The organism is Erwinia papayae (genome assembly GCF_058241465.1).
The window spans coordinates 1,813,013-1,829,341 of record NZ_JBZCHT010000009.1; the positions used below are offsets into that span (position 1 = coordinate 1,813,013).

The 16,329-nt window shown below is 51.3% G+C and carries 16 protein-coding genes, 3 tRNA genes and 2 pseudogenes; 3 read left to right on the forward strand and 18 right to left on the reverse strand.

Annotated features, from left to right (window positions below):
• Positions 1–28 precede the first annotated feature (28 nt).
• Positions 29–1,068 (reverse strand): annotated as a pseudogene (nadA, locus tag AC3RPL_RS13370) (quinolinate synthase NadA).
• Between the two features lie 128 nt (positions 1,069–1,196).
• Positions 1,197–1,727: a methylated-DNA--[protein]-cysteine S-methyltransferase gene (locus AC3RPL_RS13375; protein ID WP_490740370.1), complete on the reverse strand. Its 531-nt coding sequence runs from the start codon at positions 1,725–1,727 to the stop codon at positions 1,197–1,199.
• Positions 1,728–1,901: 174 nt separating this feature from the next.
• On the opposite strand from AC3RPL_RS13375, the pseudogene AC3RPL_RS13380 reads away from it, so the two are divergent.
• A pseudogene (locus AC3RPL_RS13380) lies at positions 1,902–3,352 on the forward strand (AlkA N-terminal domain-containing protein).
• A gap of 66 nt (positions 3,353–3,418) precedes the next feature.
• Here AC3RPL_RS13380 and AC3RPL_RS13385 read toward each other — a convergent pair.
• The 11 genes from AC3RPL_RS13385 to AC3RPL_RS13435 all read right to left on the reverse strand — a co-directional run bounded on the left by AC3RPL_RS13385 (position 3,419) and on the right by AC3RPL_RS13435 (position 9,952).
• Positions 3,419–3,494 (reverse strand) — tRNA-Lys (locus AC3RPL_RS13385).
• Positions 3,495–3,558: 64 nt separating this feature from the next.
• Positions 3,559–3,634: transfer RNA gene (locus AC3RPL_RS13390), tRNA-Lys, on the reverse strand.
• Between the two features lie 71 nt (positions 3,635–3,705).
• Positions 3,706–3,781 (reverse strand) — tRNA-Lys (locus tag AC3RPL_RS13395).
• A gap of 164 nt (positions 3,782–3,945) precedes the next feature.
• On the reverse strand, positions 3,946–4,746 hold the full coding sequence (cpoB, locus tag AC3RPL_RS13400; RefSeq protein WP_490740371.1) for a cell division protein CpoB: 801 nt from the start codon (positions 4,744–4,746) through the stop codon (positions 3,946–3,948).
• A gap of 9 nt (positions 4,747–4,755) precedes the next feature.
• On the reverse strand, positions 4,756–5,271 hold the full coding sequence (gene pal, locus AC3RPL_RS13405) for a peptidoglycan-associated lipoprotein Pal (RefSeq protein ID WP_490740372.1): 516 nt from the start codon (positions 5,269–5,271) through the stop codon (positions 4,756–4,758).
• A 44-nt stretch (positions 5,272–5,315) separates the two neighbouring features.
• Positions 5,316–6,608: a Tol-Pal system beta propeller repeat protein TolB gene (gene tolB, locus AC3RPL_RS13410; RefSeq protein WP_490740373.1), complete on the reverse strand. Its 1,293-nt coding sequence runs from the start codon at positions 6,606–6,608 to the stop codon at positions 5,316–5,318.
• A 120-nt stretch (positions 6,609–6,728) separates the two neighbouring features.
• Positions 6,729–7,988 (reverse strand): cell envelope integrity protein TolA, encoded by a 1,260-nt coding sequence (tolA, locus tag AC3RPL_RS13415; RefSeq protein WP_490740374.1) that lies wholly within the window; start codon positions 7,986–7,988, stop codon positions 6,729–6,731.
• 29 nt (positions 7,989–8,017) lie between these two features.
• Positions 8,018–8,446 carry a colicin uptake protein TolR gene (gene tolR, locus AC3RPL_RS13420; protein ID WP_034941597.1) on the reverse strand — a complete coding sequence of 143 codons (429 nt, stop codon included), beginning with the start codon at positions 8,444–8,446 and terminating at the stop codon, positions 8,018–8,020.
• An 8-nt stretch (positions 8,447–8,454) separates the two neighbouring features.
• Positions 8,455–9,138 (reverse strand): Tol-Pal system protein TolQ, encoded by a 684-nt coding sequence (gene tolQ / locus AC3RPL_RS13425; protein WP_034941599.1) that lies wholly within the window; start codon positions 9,136–9,138, stop codon positions 8,455–8,457.
• Positions 9,135–9,539: a tol-pal system-associated acyl-CoA thioesterase gene (ybgC, locus tag AC3RPL_RS13430; protein ID WP_034941601.1), complete on the reverse strand. Its 405-nt coding sequence runs from the start codon at positions 9,537–9,539 to the stop codon at positions 9,135–9,137. The genes tolQ and ybgC overlap by 4 nt, the downstream gene beginning before the upstream one ends.
• Before the next feature lie 188 nt (positions 9,540–9,727).
• On the reverse strand, positions 9,728–9,952 hold the full coding sequence (locus AC3RPL_RS13435) for a hypothetical protein (RefSeq protein ID WP_490740375.1): 225 nt from the start codon (positions 9,950–9,952) through the stop codon (positions 9,728–9,730).
• Positions 9,953–9,972: 20 nt separating this feature from the next.
• Between AC3RPL_RS13435 and AC3RPL_RS13440 the strand changes: the two genes are divergently transcribed.
• Both AC3RPL_RS13440 and AC3RPL_RS13445 read left to right on the forward strand, forming a co-directional pair.
• Positions 9,973–10,323 (forward strand): hypothetical protein, encoded by a 351-nt coding sequence (locus tag AC3RPL_RS13440; RefSeq protein ID WP_490740376.1) that lies wholly within the window; start codon positions 9,973–9,975, stop codon positions 10,321–10,323.
• A 2-nt stretch (positions 10,324–10,325) separates the two neighbouring features.
• Positions 10,326–10,631 carry a hypothetical protein gene (locus tag AC3RPL_RS13445; protein WP_490740377.1) on the forward strand — a complete coding sequence of 102 codons (306 nt, stop codon included), beginning with the start codon at positions 10,326–10,328 and terminating at the stop codon, positions 10,629–10,631.
• A 138-nt stretch (positions 10,632–10,769) separates the two neighbouring features.
• Here AC3RPL_RS13445 and cydX read toward each other — a convergent pair whose 3' ends face one another.
• The 5 genes from cydX to sucC form a co-directional block, all read right to left on the reverse strand.
• A complete protein-coding gene (gene cydX / locus AC3RPL_RS13450; RefSeq protein WP_071995069.1) occupies positions 10,770–10,865 on the reverse strand; it encodes a cytochrome bd-I oxidase subunit CydX in 96 nt (31 codons plus the stop codon).
• Between the two features lie 14 nt (positions 10,866–10,879).
• On the reverse strand, positions 10,880–12,019 hold the full coding sequence (gene cydB / locus AC3RPL_RS13455) for a cytochrome d ubiquinol oxidase subunit II (protein WP_490740378.1): 1,140 nt from the start codon (positions 12,017–12,019) through the stop codon (positions 10,880–10,882).
• 15 nt (positions 12,020–12,034) lie between these two features.
• Positions 12,035–13,603, reverse strand: a complete 1,569-nt coding sequence (cydA, locus tag AC3RPL_RS13460) for a cytochrome ubiquinol oxidase subunit I (protein ID WP_490740379.1) — start codon at positions 13,601–13,603, stop codon at positions 12,035–12,037.
• 658 nt (positions 13,604–14,261) lie between these two features.
• Positions 14,262–15,137, reverse strand: coding sequence for a succinate--CoA ligase subunit alpha (gene sucD / locus AC3RPL_RS13465; RefSeq protein ID WP_034941607.1), 876 nt, complete (start codon positions 15,135–15,137; stop codon positions 14,262–14,264).
• On the reverse strand, positions 15,137–16,303 hold the full coding sequence (sucC, locus tag AC3RPL_RS13470; protein ID WP_490740380.1) for an ADP-forming succinate--CoA ligase subunit beta: 1,167 nt from the start codon (positions 16,301–16,303) through the stop codon (positions 15,137–15,139). Before sucC ends, sucD begins: the two co-directional genes overlap by 1 nt.
• Positions 16,304–16,329: the final 26 nt, after the last annotated feature.

Below are 16,329 nucleotides of genomic sequence, written 5' to 3' on the forward strand. Positions count from 1 at the left end.
CGTTGTCCTGAGCAGCAAGGGGCCAGGGTTACCCTTTTAAACGTGCAGCAAAGGTTAGCATACGATTCAGTGGCAACAACGCTCTTTCACGCAGTGGCTCATCCACTGCAATCTCATGCGCCTTGCCGCCTTTCTCCAGCCCTTCAGCAATGGCTTTCAGACCATTCATCGCCATCCAGGGACAGTGTGCGCAGCTACGACTGCCCCCTCTCCTGCCGTGGGTGCCACCAGCAGCTCTTTATCCGGGCAAGCCTGCTGCATTTTGTAAAAAATACCCCGGTCGGTCGCAACAATCATTCGGGAGTGCGGTAAGGTTTTAGCTGCCTGGATTAGCTGGCTGGTCGACCCCACCGCATCGGCCAGCTCAACGATGGATTGTGGTGATTCCGGGTGTACCAGCACCGCCGCATCGGGAAACATCGTTTTCATCTGGTGCAGTGCCTGGGTTTTAAACTCGTCATGAACGATGCAGGCTCCCTGCCAGCACAGGATATCCGCACCGGTCTGCCGCATTACGTAACGGCCCAGATGCTGGTCCGGCGCCCAGATAATCTTTTCCCCCAGGCCGTCAAGATGTTCAATCAGCTCGACCGCGATGCTGGAAGTGACCACCCAGTCAGCACGCGCTTTTACCGCCGCTGAGGTATTGGCATAAACCACTACGGTGCGCTCGGGATGCATGTCGCAAAACTGACTAAACTGTTCAACCGGGCAGCCCAGATCGAGCGAGCATTCCGCCTGTAAAGTGGGCATCAGAATGGTTTTTTCGGGGCTGAGGATCTTAGCGGTTTCCCCCATAAAACGCACACCCGCAACCAGTAAAGTTGATGCACTATGCTGACTGCCGAAGCGCGCCATCTCCAGTGAGTCGGCTACACAGCCACCGGTTTCTTCAGCCAGCGCCTGGATTTCAGGATCGGTGTAGTAGTGAGCGACAATGACGGCACTGCGCTCTTTGAGTAATTTTTTGATTTTATTACGGTAAAACTGTTTGTCATCCGCAGCAAGCGGTGCTGGCTTAGGCGGGAACGGATAAACAGCGGTGTCGGGATCGAACATCAGGCTCATAGCACTACTCACGTTTTCCTGACTGAACAAACAAGCGGAAAACTGCCTTTACCCACCGCCTGCAAGGTCATCATTGTTTTATATGCTAAACAAGATAACCTTAATTACAACCCGTGTCGCTCAGTTTTTTACACACCTCCTGCACCAGCAAGCGTCGGAAGCTGAACAGGTTCTCCACATGGCCGGTTTTCCATTTCCAGCAGAAAGGCTTTCACTGCCAGCCCCCCGGCAAAACCCGTCAGCTTACCATTTGCACCAATCACCCGATGACAGGGAGCGATAACAGAAAGGGGATTTCTGCCATTGGCTGCGCCAACAGCTCTGACCGCTTTGGGATGACCAATTTCCTGTGCAATCTCCCGGTAACTACGGGTTTCACCGAAGGGAATGGCCAGCAGTGCATGCCAGACTTTTTTCTGAAATTCCGTTCCCCGAAAGTCGAGGGCTAATGTAAAGCGCCGACGACTGCCGTTAAAATATTCACTTAGTTGCTTTTCCGTTTCCAACAGCAGAGGATGTTGAGCATCCTCCAGCTGATCCGGCAGCCGTACGCGACCGGGTGGGTCATTCTCCCACAACACAGCCATTAAGCCTTTTTCGCTGGCGACTAATTTCAGTTCGCCCACAGGCGAAGACATTGTTTTGACAAAACAGCTCATTACGTTTCTCCCCTGTCACCTGTATCGCTCGCACTGCACTTATTATCCGCGAATCTCTTCTGTGCGCCAGCCGTTTTCGGACAGCAAAAAACTTTTATATCGTTGTCCGAAAACGGCTGGTACAGCTGACAAAATAGACTTAACCTGCGAGAAAACCGTATGCAGGAACTGACTATGATTGATGGAAAAGTCGCTTACCGTGCCTTAACTTCCCGCGATAATCGCTTTGATGGCGTCTTTTATGTCGGCGTGACCTCTACCGGGATTTATTGTCGGCCGGTCTGCCCGGCCAGATCCCCTCGTGAGGAAAACTGCCAGTTTTTCTCCAGCGCCGAAGCCGCTGAAAAAGCCGCCTTTCGTCCCTGCCTGCGCTGCCGCCCGGTAATGCACCGGTAGATAACAGCAAGCGTTTAGCCCATCTGTTACTGCAAAAAATTGAGCAGGGACTGAGTGAAGAGGTTATTACGCTTGATGAAATAGCCAGAGAGCTTGCAATCAGCTCCCGGCAGTTACGGCGTATCGTGCAGAAAGAACTGGGGGTATCACCGGTTGAACTGAGACAAACCCGCCGCCTTCTGCTGGCAAAGCAACTACTGACGGAAACGTCGTTGCCGGTAACCGAGGTGGCTTATGCCAGTGGCTTTGGCAGCCTGCGACGCATCAATGATGTTTTCAGTGCGCAGTACCGACTCTCGCCCAGTCGTCTGCGTAAAGAAAGCGGCAATATAAGGAGTGCGACTGGGGTGGATCAGAGCTCAACCTTATTGCTCAGCTATCGCCCACCTTATGACTGGGCTGCGATGCTCGCCTTTCTGCGCCTGCGCGCGCTGAAGGGGGTGGAGTGGGTTGATGCTGACAGCTATTCCCGCACGGTATGCCTTGGGGAACATAAAGGCTGGATCCGGGTTACAGAGGCTCGTCGGGATGCATTGCAGGTAGAGTTCAGCCATTCCCTCACGCCGGCACTGCCTGTCTTACTTCGCCGCTTGCGGAATTTGTTCGATCTGGATGCACATCCCCAGCTGATTGCCAGTCATCTGCAAAAAGATGAATTGTTGCGGCAGAGTGTAATTGATAATCCGGGTTTACGCGTTCCTGGCGTTTTTGACGGCTTCGAAATGGTGATCAGAGCGGTACTGGGTCAGCAGATCACCGTTAAAGCCGCCACCACTCTTGGGGGGCGCTTCACGGCTGCTTTTGGAGAACCTTTCACTACGCCTTTTACTGAACTGACTTCGCTTTCACCGCAGGCGTGCCGCGTGGCAGAGAGTACGGTGGATCAGATTGCCAGCCTGGGTATCGTCAGCGCCCGATCCAGAACGCTGATCGGCCTCGCTGAAGCCTTTGCCCGCGGCGTCTTGCCCGTTGAACCTGTGTTACATCCCCAGCAGGCTATTGCGCAGTTGATCGCTCAGCCCGGTATCGGTGAATGGACGGCACATTATATCGCGATGCGTGCTTTGCGCTGGCCGGACGCGTTCCCCGGCGGAGATGTGGTGATCAGAAAAAATCTGGGTGGCGTTACCGCCCGGCAGGCAGAAGAGATTTCCCAGGCGTGGCGCCCGTGGCGAAGTTATGCGGTGATGCATATCTGGAAAAACCTGACGCCAGAGAAAACCCGTTAGCGGCAGGTTCGAACCCTGCACGATTTTACAAAAGCAAAAAGGCACCTTTAGGGTGCCTTTCTACACTGGTGGGTCGTGCAGGATTCGAACCTGCGACCAATTGATTAAAAGTCAACTGCTCTACCAACTGAGCTAACGACCCGCTCTGAATAAATTATTTTTACTGCTTTATGTCTTGCGGGTAACAGATACCATCATGCTTAAACTGGTGGGTCGTGCAGGATTCGAACCTGCGACCAATTGATTAAAAGTCAACTGCTCTACCAACTGAGCTAACGACCCGCCGTGCGATGAACTGCCCTTGCGACTACCTGCCATGCCGTTGACGATAACTGTATTATTATCGCTTAAAGTGGTGGGTCGTGCAGGATTCGAACCTGCGACCAATTGATTAAAAGTCAACTGCTCTACCAACTGAGCTAACGACCCACTTTTACACTGTCAGAACGTTTTAACATATGTCCCGGCAACGGCGGCATATATTACTGATTTGACGTCACAGCGCAACCACTATTTTCAGATAAGCCGTTCAACTGCCTGACTTTCATCCGTGCAGAGCAGAAAACATCCAGTTAACGAAGAAAGGCTGTCAGTTAAAGGGCCGCAGCACGCTTTTGCGCCTGTTTTGCCACATCGCTGTTGGGATACTGTTTTATCACCTGCTGGAAAACGGCTTTCGCTTTCGCACTGTCGCCTTTCTCCTGCATGATCACCCCAACCTTGTACAAAGCTTCGGCACTTTTAGGCGATTTGGGATAATTTTTTACTACCGTTGCAAAATAGTATGCCGCGTCGTCTTTTTTACCTTTGTTGTAATTCAACTGACCAAGCCAGTAGTTAGCGTTAGGCTGATAAGTCGAATCCGGGTATTTCTTCACAAAGGCCTGAAAAGCCGCAATAGCCTGTTCATTCTGCTTTTTCTCCAGCACCAGCGCCACAGCCGCATTGTAATCGGTATTGGCATCCCCGCTCTGCACCGGGGCGGCGTTACTGCTGCTGTCCTGCGCAGGCGTTCCGGCGCTGCTCGCCGCTGCACCTGCGGCAGCGTCACTGGCGGCAGGTGAGGCTGCACTGCTGCTGTTACTGCTGCTGAGTGTATCAAGCTGCTGATAGATGTTTTTCTGACGTTCTGTAACCTGACTCAGTTGATACTGATTTTCCTGAATCTGTCCACGGAGAGAGTCGATGTCGCGTTGTGTGTAGGAGAGCTGCTGCTGAAGTTGCTGAACAAGTTGTCCCTGAGCATTAGAAATACGCTCAAGGGTAGTGACACGGTCCTCGACCGAGCCAGAGCCAACGTTACTGATTGACGCCTGGGCATTAGCGGCCCAGGGAGCCGCTACGCCAACCAGTAACGACAGACTCAACAAGTGAAGTCTGAAGTTACTAATCATATGATTCTCTTAGTATACCAGTACGGCACGACGGTTTTTGGCGTAAGCCGCTTCGTCATGGCCCAGTACAGCTGGCTTCTCTTTACCATAAGAAACGATAGAGATCTGGTCAGCAGACACACCTTTACCCTGCAGGTACATTTTCACCGCAGTCGCACGACGTTCGCCCAGGGCGATGTTGTACTCAGGCGTACCACGCTCATCCGCATGACCTTCTACAGTCACTTTGTAAAACGGGTTGCTACGCAGGAAGGTGGCGTGCGCATCCAGCATCTGAGCGAACTCTGACTGGATATCGAACTTATCCAGACCAAAGTAAACGATGTTGTTTTTTTGCAGTTCCTGCATTTGCAGACGAGCCTGCTCATCAGAGGACATATTACCGCCGTTCATGCCGCTGTTAGCAGAGCCATCGCCCATACCGTTGGTCTGGTCGTTGTTGTTATTTTTGTGTGAGCTACATGCAGCCACTGCGATTACTGGCAGTGCCAGCATTAAGCCTTTCAGCACTTTATTCAGTTGCATTTCTACAATCCTATTATTGTTTGCCATACATATTTACACATGCATCACAGATACGGCGACCAGGCAGGAAATTTGACCTGTCCATCGGTTGCCGGAAGACGCGCTTTGAAACGCCCGTCCGTCGATACCAACTGCAATACAGAACCCATGCCCTGAGTAGAGCTGTAGATTACCATTGTACCGTTCGGTGCGAGGCTTGGCGTTTCATCCAGGAACGTGTCCGTTAATTGTTGAACGGCTCCCGTTTCCAGATCCTGTCTGGCGACGTGTTGTGCGCCGCCATTGGTGCTAATCATCACCAGAGATTTTCCATCAAAGCTGACATCGGCGTCCTGATTCTGAGAACCTTCCCAGGTCAGGCGCTGCGGCGCACCGCCGTTAGCACTGATTTTATAAATTTGCGGACGACCAGCCTGGTCGGAGGTATAAGCCAGACTCTGGCTGTCCGGGAACCAGGTGGGTTCAGTACTGTTAAAACGCCCGTCGGTGATCTGATTGATCTGACCTGATGCCAGGTCCATCACATAGAGGTTCAGACTGCCGCTTTTGGAGAGGGCAAAAGCCAGCTTGCTACCATCAGGAGAGAAAGATGGCGCACCATTATGACGAGGGAATGAAGCGACCTGCCGGATAGCGCCGTTCGCCAGCGTTTGTACTACCAGCGCGGACTTACCGCTCTCAAAGGTGACGTAAGCCAGTTTGCTGCCATCTTTCGACCAGGCTGGCGACATCAGCGGCTGCGGTGAACGATGCACGACGAACTGGTTGTAACCATCATAGTCTGATACGCGCAGTTCATACGGGAACTGGCCGCCGTTAGTCTGCACCACGTAAGCGATACGGGTACGGAAAGCACCTTTGATGCCGGTCAGTTTCTCAAAGGATTCATCACTGGCAGTATGCGAGGCATAGCGCAACCACTGTTTGGTCACTTTGTACTGGTTCTGTGCCAGAACGGTGCCGGGATTGCCCGAGGTATCCACCAACTGGTAAGAAACCAGATAGCTGCCGTCAGCGCCTGGCTGGACCTGTCCGACTACCACGGCATCAATACCGAGAGCGGTCCAGGCCGCAGGCTGCACTTCAGCGGCTGAAGTCGGCTGTTGTGGCAGGCGCGCCCGATCCAGTGGATTAAATTTTCCGCTGTTACGCAGGTCGGCAGCGATGATACCGCCAATATCTTCTGGTGCGGCGCCAGGGCCATCCCATTTGAAAGGCAAAACCCCGATAGGACGTGCGGTGTTAACACCCTGGGTAATTTCAATGCGAACTTCTGCCTTCGCCACGGCGACGAACAGCAGTAAGAAACTCAGTGCTACGCGAAATGCCTGCTTCATCTTTTCTCCCTTATCTGAACGTAACGTCCACGATAATTAGCAGTGTTCAACCAACAAATAATCAATCTGTAGAGTACGGCATGTTGACCTTAGTTCAACATGCCGTTTATTGCCGGATTCTTAAGGTTTGAAAACCAGCGTTGCATCTTTAACTGCCTGATAAACTTCAGCACTGGGCGGCTTTGGCATTCTTGCCATGCGCGCGGCATTAATTGCTGCCTGACAAAGTGCTGCATCGCCACCTGCCGGGGTGGCCGAAATTAATAAACCATCCGGCGCAAGTTTAATATGCACATCACAGGTTCGCCCTTTGAAGGTATCAGCGTCATAAAACTTACTCTCAATTGCACCTTTAACCTGTCCCAGGTAGCTGTCAACCGCTGCGCCAGATGCACCGGCCTTCTTCTGATTCCCCTGCCCTGCGGCTCCGCCGCCAGCTTTACCTTCTTTCGGCGCATTTTTGCCGGAAGAGAGGCCGCCCAGTAAATCGTCAACATCACTACTCTGTTTAGCTGCGTCCGCCGCCGCCTTAGCTTTAGCAGCTGCGGCTGCTTTCGCTTTTACCGCCGCTTCGGCTTTCGCTTTTGCGGCAGCTTCAGCTTTTTCTTTCGCTTCAGCTGCGGCCTGTTCCTTAGCCTCTTTAGCTTCCTGGGCGGCCTTTGCTTTCGCAGCCTGTGCTGCTTTGGCCTGCTCCTCTGCCGCTTTCGCTTTTGCTTCCTGAGCGGCTTTTACTTTAGCGGCTTCTGCTGCGGCCTGTTTCGCCTCTGCTTCAGCCTGTTTTTTTGCCTCTGCTGCGGCTTTTTTGGCCTCAGCCTGCGCTTTTTTCTGCGCATCGGCTGCAGCTTTCGCCTGAGCATCGGCCTGTGCTTTCGCATCAGCTTGCGCTTTCGCCTTAGCATCTGCCTGAGCTTTTAACTGAGCATCAGCCTCTGCCTTCGCGTCGGCTTTTGCTTTTGCCGCTGCGGCCTCAGCCTGCTTTTGCTGTTCCTCTGCCTGTTTCTGCTGTGCGGCCTGCTCTGCCGCCTGTTCTTTTGCTTCCTGCTGGGCCTGTAAGCGCTCTTTCTCCAGCGCTTTCAGCCGCTGCTGCTCAGCGGCCTGTTTCTGTTGTAATTCCTCAGCCTGCTGTTGCGCCTGCTTCTGCCGTTGTTGTTCGGCGCGCTTGCTGTCGCTCTGCTGGTTTTGTTGTCGGTTGTACTGCTCGACGACCGCGCCGGGATCGACCATTACGGCATCAATATCGCCACCGCCACCGCCGCTGCTGGCGTCGATGTGTTCGTCAAACGAGCTCCAGATCAGCAATGCAATCAGGATGATATGCAAAATTACTGAAATAATGATGGCACGCTTTAACTTATCGTTTTGCTCGGCTACCTTCGACACTCTCGGTTCCCAAAAACGGTTCGAAAAATTTAAATTGGCTGCGTCATTAAACCGACAGACTTCACACCTGCCTGATGCAGCAGGTTCAGCGCCTTAATGATCTCATCGTAAGGCACATCTTTCGCACCACCGATCAGGAATACCGTCTTAGGATTCGCCTCAATTCGGCGCTGCGCTTCAGCAACAACCTGCTCTGGCGGCAACTGCGACATTCGATCATGATCAACCACCAGGCTGTACTGCCCCACGCCTGCCACTTCAACGATCACCGGAGGGTTATCATCGCTGGAGACGGTTTTTGAATCCGTTGCGTCGGGCAGATCCACTTCCACGCTCTGGGTGATAATCGGCGCTGTTGCCATAAAAATAAGCAGCAGCACCAGTAGCACATCCAGTAAGGGAACGATATTGATTTCAGACTTCAGTTCGCGGCGACCGCGACCACGTTTTCTGGCCATGCTGCCCCCTACCTTGATTCGCTGGAGAAGGCCTGACGATGGAGAATAGCCGTGAACTCTTCCATAAAGTTATCGTAATTCTGCTCAAGCTTATTCACCCGCTGGTTGAGCCGGTTGTAAGCCATCACTGCCGGAATCGCAGCAAACAGACCGATAGCGGTAGCAATCAGCGCTTCTGCAATACCCGGTGCCACCATCTGCAACGTAGCTTGTTTCACCGCACCCAGTGCAATAAACGCATGCATAATCCCCCAGACCGTGCCAAACAGGCCGATGTAAGGGCTGATTGAGCCGACCGTACCTAAAAAAGGAATGTGTGTTTCCAGGGTTTCCAGTTCACGATTGAGGGAAATACGCATTGCCCTGGTCGCCCCTTCAACCGCAGCCTCCGGCGCATGGTGATTGGCCCGATGCAGGCGAGCAAACTCTTTAAAGCCCGCATAGAAAATTTGCTCAGAGCCGGCAAGTTCATCACGGCGTGCCTGGCTTTCCTGATACAACCGAGACAGTTCGATCCCGGACCAGAATTTGTCTTCAAACGCATCTGCTTCGCGCCCCGCAGTATTCAGAATACGGGTACGCTGAATAATGACAGCCCAGGAGGCGATTGAAAAACCAATCAAAATCAGCATGATAAGTTTAACCAGAAGGCTGGCCTTCAGGAACAAATCAAGAATGTTCATGTCAGTCACTGCTTGAACTCCGCGACAATAGACTTGGGAAGCGCAATGGGCTTCATCAGATGTGGATTGATGCAGGCGATCAGGACTTCTGCTTCGTTCAGCGTCCGGCCTTCTGCATTAACAATACGTTGTGCGAACGTCATCGTCGTTCTGGTCACTTTGCTCACCTCACACTGCACCTCGAGAAGATCGTCAAGGCGGGCTGCGGCGAGGTAGTCAACCGTTATCCGACGAACGACAAACGCAACCTGCTGTTCCAGCAGCGCCTGTTGATTGAAATGATGCTGGCGCAGCATCTCAGTCCGTGCCCGTTCATAAAAAGCAACATAGCTGGCGTGGTAGACCACCCCACCGGCATCGGTGTCTTCGTAATAGACGCGAACCGGCCATCGAAACAGCGTTGTACTCACTCTACATCCCGGCAATGCTTTTAAACGTTGCTACTATACGCAAGAGAATACGCCTTTGGAATGGATTGCCAGACGTGGAAGTAAATAATTATCGTTTGGTAACAATAATGATCACTTACGGATAATTCTTAAACATTTCCTGACCGGAGAAGAACAAATCTGCAAGGAAATCCAGCTCAGCTATCGCTTCATTCCAACGCCTGAACATTCATCGCCAGAGTGACAGCAGCCAAAGCGCGCTGACCACCAGGCTCAGCATATCGTTCGCCCCTCTGCACAACTTTTCTGATCTTCGGCATTACACCCACAGGCAAACTGCTCAGCAGACGCTCGGTAACAACTGAAAACAGTTCAGCATTGCGCGTTTTTTTTAAAGAAATTCTTTCTGCACTGCTGTAGATACAACAAATCATCATTAACCAGAGATAGCATTATGGAAATACGGAGCAGCAGGGTAAACGCACATATCAGCTTATCGGAAATAGACAGGATCCAGAAGGCAACAAATAAAAATGACGTAACCAGCCTGTGGGGAAAAATCAAAGACTGGTTTTGTGGCACAAAAACGGAAAAAGCTAAAATATGTCTTTATGAGATCTATAACGAGGCTACCGACAATAAACAAAAATTAAACGCATTTTTCACACTCATCAATCTGGTTTCACCAGCATATAAAAACAGATTCAAATTTAGCTTAGATGATAATTCGATAAAAATTAAAATTGATGATGTGGATAGAAGTGAACGTAAAATTGGACTACCTGAAGATCAACACGGTCTTTGAATTTGATTAATGAGCGTTTTGGTCACTCTTCAAGCGAAGAAAGCATCAGGGGATTGAAACAGGATATAACCAGAGCAGATTATAAATTTTCATTTTACGAGAAGGAATATGATTTTGATCACCGGAACAAGAACAAATATAAAGAGCTGTATAATCTGGAATCTAAAGAGGAACTAATTAATGAATTAACTCTCGGCGATCATCAGAAAAAATATCCTGGAGTAAAATGCACTGCATCATTTCTGATCCATTCTGAGAAAACCTGCCTTCTGTTATGCGAATGGCAAGGGATCGGCGATCGTATTTAATGCACTGTTTTAAAATAAGAGTGTTTGCAGCAACACGGCTCCCTGTTATTACTCCTCTCGTACAGGCTTCAGACCTCAGCTTAAAATATTAACGGATCGGTTGCCCGATCCGTTTTTCTCGCGTTATGAACACTATCTTTATGAAGACTTATCCAGATGCTCAATCGCCAGTGCGGTAATAACACCAATTGCACAGGCCAGCAGCGTGCCGAGGATCCAGGCAAAATACCACATAGTCAGCTCCTCAATCAGTAGAGAGAATGGGTGTTGGCTTCAATTTGTTCTTTGGTCAGACGACCGAACATTTTGTAGTAACACCAGGTTGTATACGCCAGGATGATCGGCACAAATATTATCGCCGCCACGGTCATAATTTTCAGCGTCAGGAAGCTGGAAGTCGCATCCCACATGGTCAGGCTGATATCCGGCACCGTACTGGATGGCATAATGAACGGAAACATCGCCACACCCGCCGTCAGGATCACGCAGGCCAGAGTCAGAGAAGAGAAAACAAATGCCCAGGCTCCTTTCTCAAAACGTGAACAAAGCACCGTCAGCAACGGCAGCACCACACCCAGTGCCGGAATAACCCATAGCAGAGGAATCTGCCGGAAATTAACCAGCCAGGCCCCGGCTTCGCGAGTGACGTGCTTGTTCAGTGGATCTGACGCAGCATTATGATCGAGCGTGGAAGTCAGCAGGTATCCGTCGATACCATACATCACCCAGATGCCCGCCAGTAGAAAACAGACCATCATAATCAGCGCCGAAATCTGTGCCGCAGCACGGGAACGATGATGAAGTTCGCCAACGGTGCGCATCTGCAAATAGGTCGCTCCCTGCGTCAGGATCATCGTGAGGCTGACAATCCCCGCGAGCAGTGCAAAAGGATTGAGCAACTGAAAGAAGCTGCCGGTATAGAACAGACGCAGATACTGGTCGGCGTGGAAAGGCACACCCTGTAACAGATTGCCAAAAGCCACGCCAATCACCAGTGGCGGCACAAAGCTGCCGATAAAAATGCCCCAGTCCCACATACCACGCCAGCGCATATCTTCAATTTTCGAACGATAGTCAAAACCGACAGGGCGGAAAAAGAGCGAGGCCAGCACGAGGATCATCGCCACATAAAAGCCAGAAAAAGCGGCGGCGTAGACCATTGGCCAGGCGGCAAATAAGGCACCGCCAGCGGTAATAAGCCACACCTGATTGCCGTCCCAGTGTGGCGCGATGCTGTTGATCATCACGCGGCGTTCGCTGTCGGTCCGACCCAGAATCCGGCTCAGCATCCCCACGCCCATATCAAAGCCGTCAGCCACGGCAAAGCCAATCAGCAGGACGCCTACCAGCACCCACCAGACGAAGCGTAACAGTTCATAAGTGATCATTTTCAGGTTCCTTTCTCAGCGTGCCGGTTGGCTGGCGATATCAGACTGTTCAAAGTGATAACGGCCGGTTTTCAGGCTACTGGGTCCCAGCCGGGCAAATTTGAACATCAGATACATTTCCGCAATCAGGAACAGCGTGTAGAGGCCGCATATCAGCGCCATTGAGAACAAAAGATCGCCGACGGTCAGTGAGGAGTTTGCCACAGCAGTTGGCAGCACCTCACCAATCGCCCAGGGCTGACGGCCATATTCAGCCACAAACCAGCCTGCCTCGACCGCAATCCATGGCAGCGGAATGCCATACAGCGCGCATTTAAGTAGGAAACGATTTTTGCCAATGCGGTTGCGAATCACCGTCCAGAAAGAACAAGCGATAATCAGCAGCATCAGACCACCGGCCGCCACCATAATGCGGAAAGAGAAATAGAGCGGTGCCACACGTGGCACTGAGTCTTTTGTTGCCTGACGAATTTGCGCCTCACTGGCATCGGCGACATTGGGCGTGTAGCGTTTCAGCAGCAAGCCATAACCCAAATCTTTTTTCGTCTCGTTGAAAGCCACGCGCACGGCGGGATCTTCAGAACCAGAACGTAACTCTTCAAGCAGCTGCCAGGCTTTCATCCCGTTACGAATGCGTACTTCATGCTCAGTCATCAGCTCTTTCATACCGGTCACTGGTTTATCAACAGAACGGGTGGCAATCAATCCCAGCAGCCAGGGAATCTGTACAGCGTAGTGATTTTGCTGACGATCCTGATCCGGAATGCCAAACAGGGTAAATGCCGCCGGTGCAGGCTGCGTTTCCCATTCAGCCTCAATGGCTGCCAGTTTGGTTTTTTGTACGTCGCCCATTTCATAGCCGGATTCATCACCCAACACGATAACCGACAGCACTGCCGCCATGCCAAAGCTTGCCGCAATAGCAAAAGAGCGTTTGGCAAAAGCCACATCGCGCCCACGCAACAGATAATAAGCACTGATGCCAAGAATAAACATCGCACCGGTGGTGTACCCCGCCGCAACGGTATGGACAAATTTAACCTGAGCAACCGGGTTGAAGATCAGTTCGGAGAAGCTGACCATTTCCATACGCATCGTTTCAAAATTGAATTCCGATGCTACCGGATTTTGCATCCAGCCATTGGCAACCAGGATCCATAACGCGGAGAGATTAGACCCGAGAGCAACCAGCCAGGTCACAGCCAGGTGCTGGACCTTACTCAGCCGGTCCCAACCAAAAAAGAACAGGCCGACAAAAGTGGATTCAAGGAAAAAAGCCATCAGACCTTCAATGGCCAGTGGGGCACCAAAAATATCACCAACGTAATGTGAGTAATATGACCAGTTGGTGCCAAACTGAAACTCCATAGTCAGCCCGGTTGCCACACCCAGCGCAAAGTTAATACCAAATAACTTGCCCCAGAATTTAGTCATATCTTTGTAGATTTGTTTGCCGGACAGCACGTACACCGTTTCCATGATCGCCAGTAAAAACGCCATACCCAGCGTTAACGGGACAAACAGGAAATGATACATAGCCGTCAGAGCAAACTGTAAGCGCGACAGTTCGACGATATCAAACATCTTGACTCCTTGCTCCTCGCCTGAGGGAGATAACACAGTGCCATTGCCCATCAGGCCTGCACCGGTCAGTACCAGTAATTTTAAGAAGAAAAATCCTGTCATGGTATTAAGGAAATGAAATTTGATATCACCTTAATAACCAAAATTTAACAAAATAAATCAAAATCACAGTGGAAATTGCAGCTGTTTCCCACACAACAATCCTCTCTTTATAAACGAGAGTCCGTGACGGATAAACTGTTTTATCAAATCATATGAATTTATTATTAATGCGCTGAAAACTATTTTTTGATGTGGAACAATTTAATCGAAAAACCAATTTTTAATCCAGCAATAACAATTGATTTAGCTCTGTTTTTCTTGATCCTGATTAATGTCGGAAAGCGGTTAAATGTGCTTTGGAAATGGCAATGTTAAATAATTATATTTAAAAAATCAGAAATACACTCATTTGAATAACAATGACATAATATTTTTAACCATGCTTTTATTTAAGCAGTAATCCGCATTACGGATTCATGCGCAACGGCAGCGTTAATCCGCCAGCCACGTTACAAAAGCTTAGTCCGATTTTCACATTTTGCCTGATAGCAGATTTTATCGCCGCAAGAGCAAAAAAAAGCCACCCGAAGGTGGCCTGAGGTATCCATCTATGTAATCAGTTCGGTGCAAGAACCGCTTTCACCGCATCACCAATATCGGCCAGGCTACGCACAGTTTTGACGCCCGCCGCTTCAAGAGCAGCAAACTTCTCATCTGCCGTACCTTTACCTCCGGCAATAATGGCCCCGGCGTGGCCCATACGCTTGCCTTTTGGCGCAGTGACGCCCGCGATATAACCGACTACTGGCTTGGTAACATGCTCTTTGATAAAGGCCGCAGCTTCTTCTTCTGCACTCCCGCCGATTTCACCGATCATGACAATCGCTTCGGTTTGCGGATCGTCCTGGAACAGTTTCAGAATGTCGATGAAGTTAGAACCCGGAATCGGGTCACCGCCAATCCCAACGCAGGTGGACTGACCATAGCCAATATCGGTGGTCTGCTTAACCGCTTCATAAGTCAGCGTACCGGAGCGGGAAACAATGCCGACCCGGCCTGGCTTATGAATGTGACCCGGCATGATACCGATTTTGCAGGCGCCAGGCGTGATCACGCCCGGGCAGTTTGGACCAATCATCCGCACGCCAGCTTCATCCAGTTTTACTTTCACAGTCAGCATATCCAGCGTCGGGATGCCTTCGGTGATGGTGATGATCAGTTTGATGCCCGCATCGATTGCTTCCAGGATGCCGTCTTTACAAAACGGCGCAGGAACGTAGATCACTGAAGCCGTTGCGCCAGTGGCTTCAACAGCCTCACGCACGGTGTTAAATACCGGCAGACCAAGATGTTCGGTGCCGCCTTTACCCGGCGTCACGCCACCGACCAGCTGTGTGCCATAAGCCAGCGCCTGTTCTGAGTGAAAAGTGCCCTGTCCACCGGTGAAGCCCTGGCAGATTACTTTGGTGTTTTTATCGATCAAAATGGACATTATTTTCCCTCCGCTGCGGCAACAACGCGCTGCGCCGCGTCGCTCAGGCTGGTTGCTGCAATAATATTCAGCCCGCTGTCTGCCAGTTTTTTGGCACCCAGCTCGGCGTTGTTCCCTTCCAGACGCACCACCACCGGCACATTGACACCGACTTCTGCTACTGCGCCAATGATGCCATCTGCGATCAGATCACAGCGCACGATGCCGCCAAAGATGTTAACAAAGACCGCTTTCACCGCATCATCAGACAGGATGATTTTAAAGGCTTCGGTAACACGCTCTTTGGTTGCACCGCCGCCAACATCGAGGAAGTTAGCTGGCTGGCCGCCGCTCAGTTTGACGATGTCCATCGTGCCCATCGCCAGACCTGCGCCGTTAACCATACAGCCAATGTTGCCTTCCAGCGCCACGTAGTTCAGTTCCCATTGCGCAGCGTGTGCTTCACGGGAGTCTTCCTGGCTTGGATCGCGCATTTCGCGCAGTTCAGGCTGACGGAACAGAGCATTGCCATCGGCGCCCAGTTTGCCATCCAGGCAGATCAGGTCACCCTGCCTGGTGATCACCAACGGGTTGATCTCCACCAGCGCCAGATCGCGCTCAAGGAACATCGTTGCCAGCCCCATAAAGATTTTGGTGAACTGACCAACCTGCTTACCGCTCAGACCCAGTTTGAATGCCAGTTCGCGTCCCTGATAAGGCTGAGGACCGGCCAGCGGGTCGAGCGCCATTTTGTGGATAAGGTGCGGGGTTTCTTCCGCCACTTTTTCAATTTCCACACCGCCTTCGGTTGAGGCCATGAACACCACGCGACGGGTTCCACGGTCAACCACTGCGCCAAGGTACAGCTCCTGGTCAATATCAGTCGCCGCTTCAACCAGAATCTGGTTAACCGGTTGGCCGTTGGCGTCAGTCTGGTAAGTCGTCAGGCGTTTACCCAGCCAGTGCTCAGCAAAAGCACGGATCTCTTCCTTGCTTTTGACCACTTTCACGCCGCCCGCTTTACCACGGCCTCCGGCATGAACCTGACATTTCACTACCCACGGACCGGCCCCAATCTTGGAGGCGGCTTCTTCTGCTTCACGTGGTGTGGTGCAGGCATAACCGGTTGGTGCCGGTAAACCATACCGTGCAAACAACTGTTTTGCCTGATATTCGTGTAAGTTCATGATGATAATCCACTCAGGTCGGAAAA

Coding starts and splice junctions, on each gene's coding strand:
- sucD (WP_034941607.1), bottom strand. CDS start 15,137: ATGTCCATTTTGATCGATAAAAACACCAAAGTAATCTGCCAGGGCTTC.
- tolR (WP_034941597.1), bottom strand. CDS start 8,446: ATGGCCAGAAAACGTGGTCGCGGTCGCCGCGAACTGAAGTCTGAAATC.
- AC3RPL_RS13435 (WP_490740375.1), bottom strand. CDS start 9,952: ATGATTTGTTGTATCTACAGCAGTGCAGAAAGAATTTCTTTAAAAAAA.
- pal (WP_490740372.1), bottom strand. CDS start 5,271: ATGCAACTGAATAAAGTGCTGAAAGGCTTAATGCTGGCACTGCCAGTA.
- tolB (WP_490740373.1), bottom strand. CDS start 6,608: ATGAAGCAGGCATTTCGCGTAGCACTGAGTTTCTTACTGCTGTTCGTC.
- AC3RPL_RS13440 (WP_490740376.1), top strand. CDS start 9,973: ATGGAAATACGGAGCAGCAGGGTAAACGCACATATCAGCTTATCGGAA.
- cydX (WP_071995069.1), bottom strand. CDS start 10,865: ATGTGGTATTTTGCCTGGATCCTCGGCACGCTGCTGGCCTGTGCAATT.
- cpoB (WP_490740371.1), bottom strand. CDS start 4,746: ATGATTAGTAACTTCAGACTTCACTTGTTGAGTCTGTCGTTACTGGTT.
- cydB (WP_490740378.1), bottom strand. CDS start 12,019: ATGATCACTTATGAACTGTTACGCTTCGTCTGGTGGGTGCTGGTAGGC.
- cydA (WP_490740379.1), bottom strand. CDS start 13,603: ATGTTTGATATCGTCGAACTGTCGCGCTTACAGTTTGCTCTGACGGCT.
- sucC (WP_490740380.1), bottom strand. CDS start 16,303: ATGAACTTACACGAATATCAGGCAAAACAGTTGTTTGCACGGTATGGT.
- AC3RPL_RS13375 (WP_490740370.1), bottom strand. CDS start 1,727: ATGAGCTGTTTTGTCAAAACAATGTCTTCGCCTGTGGGCGAACTGAAA.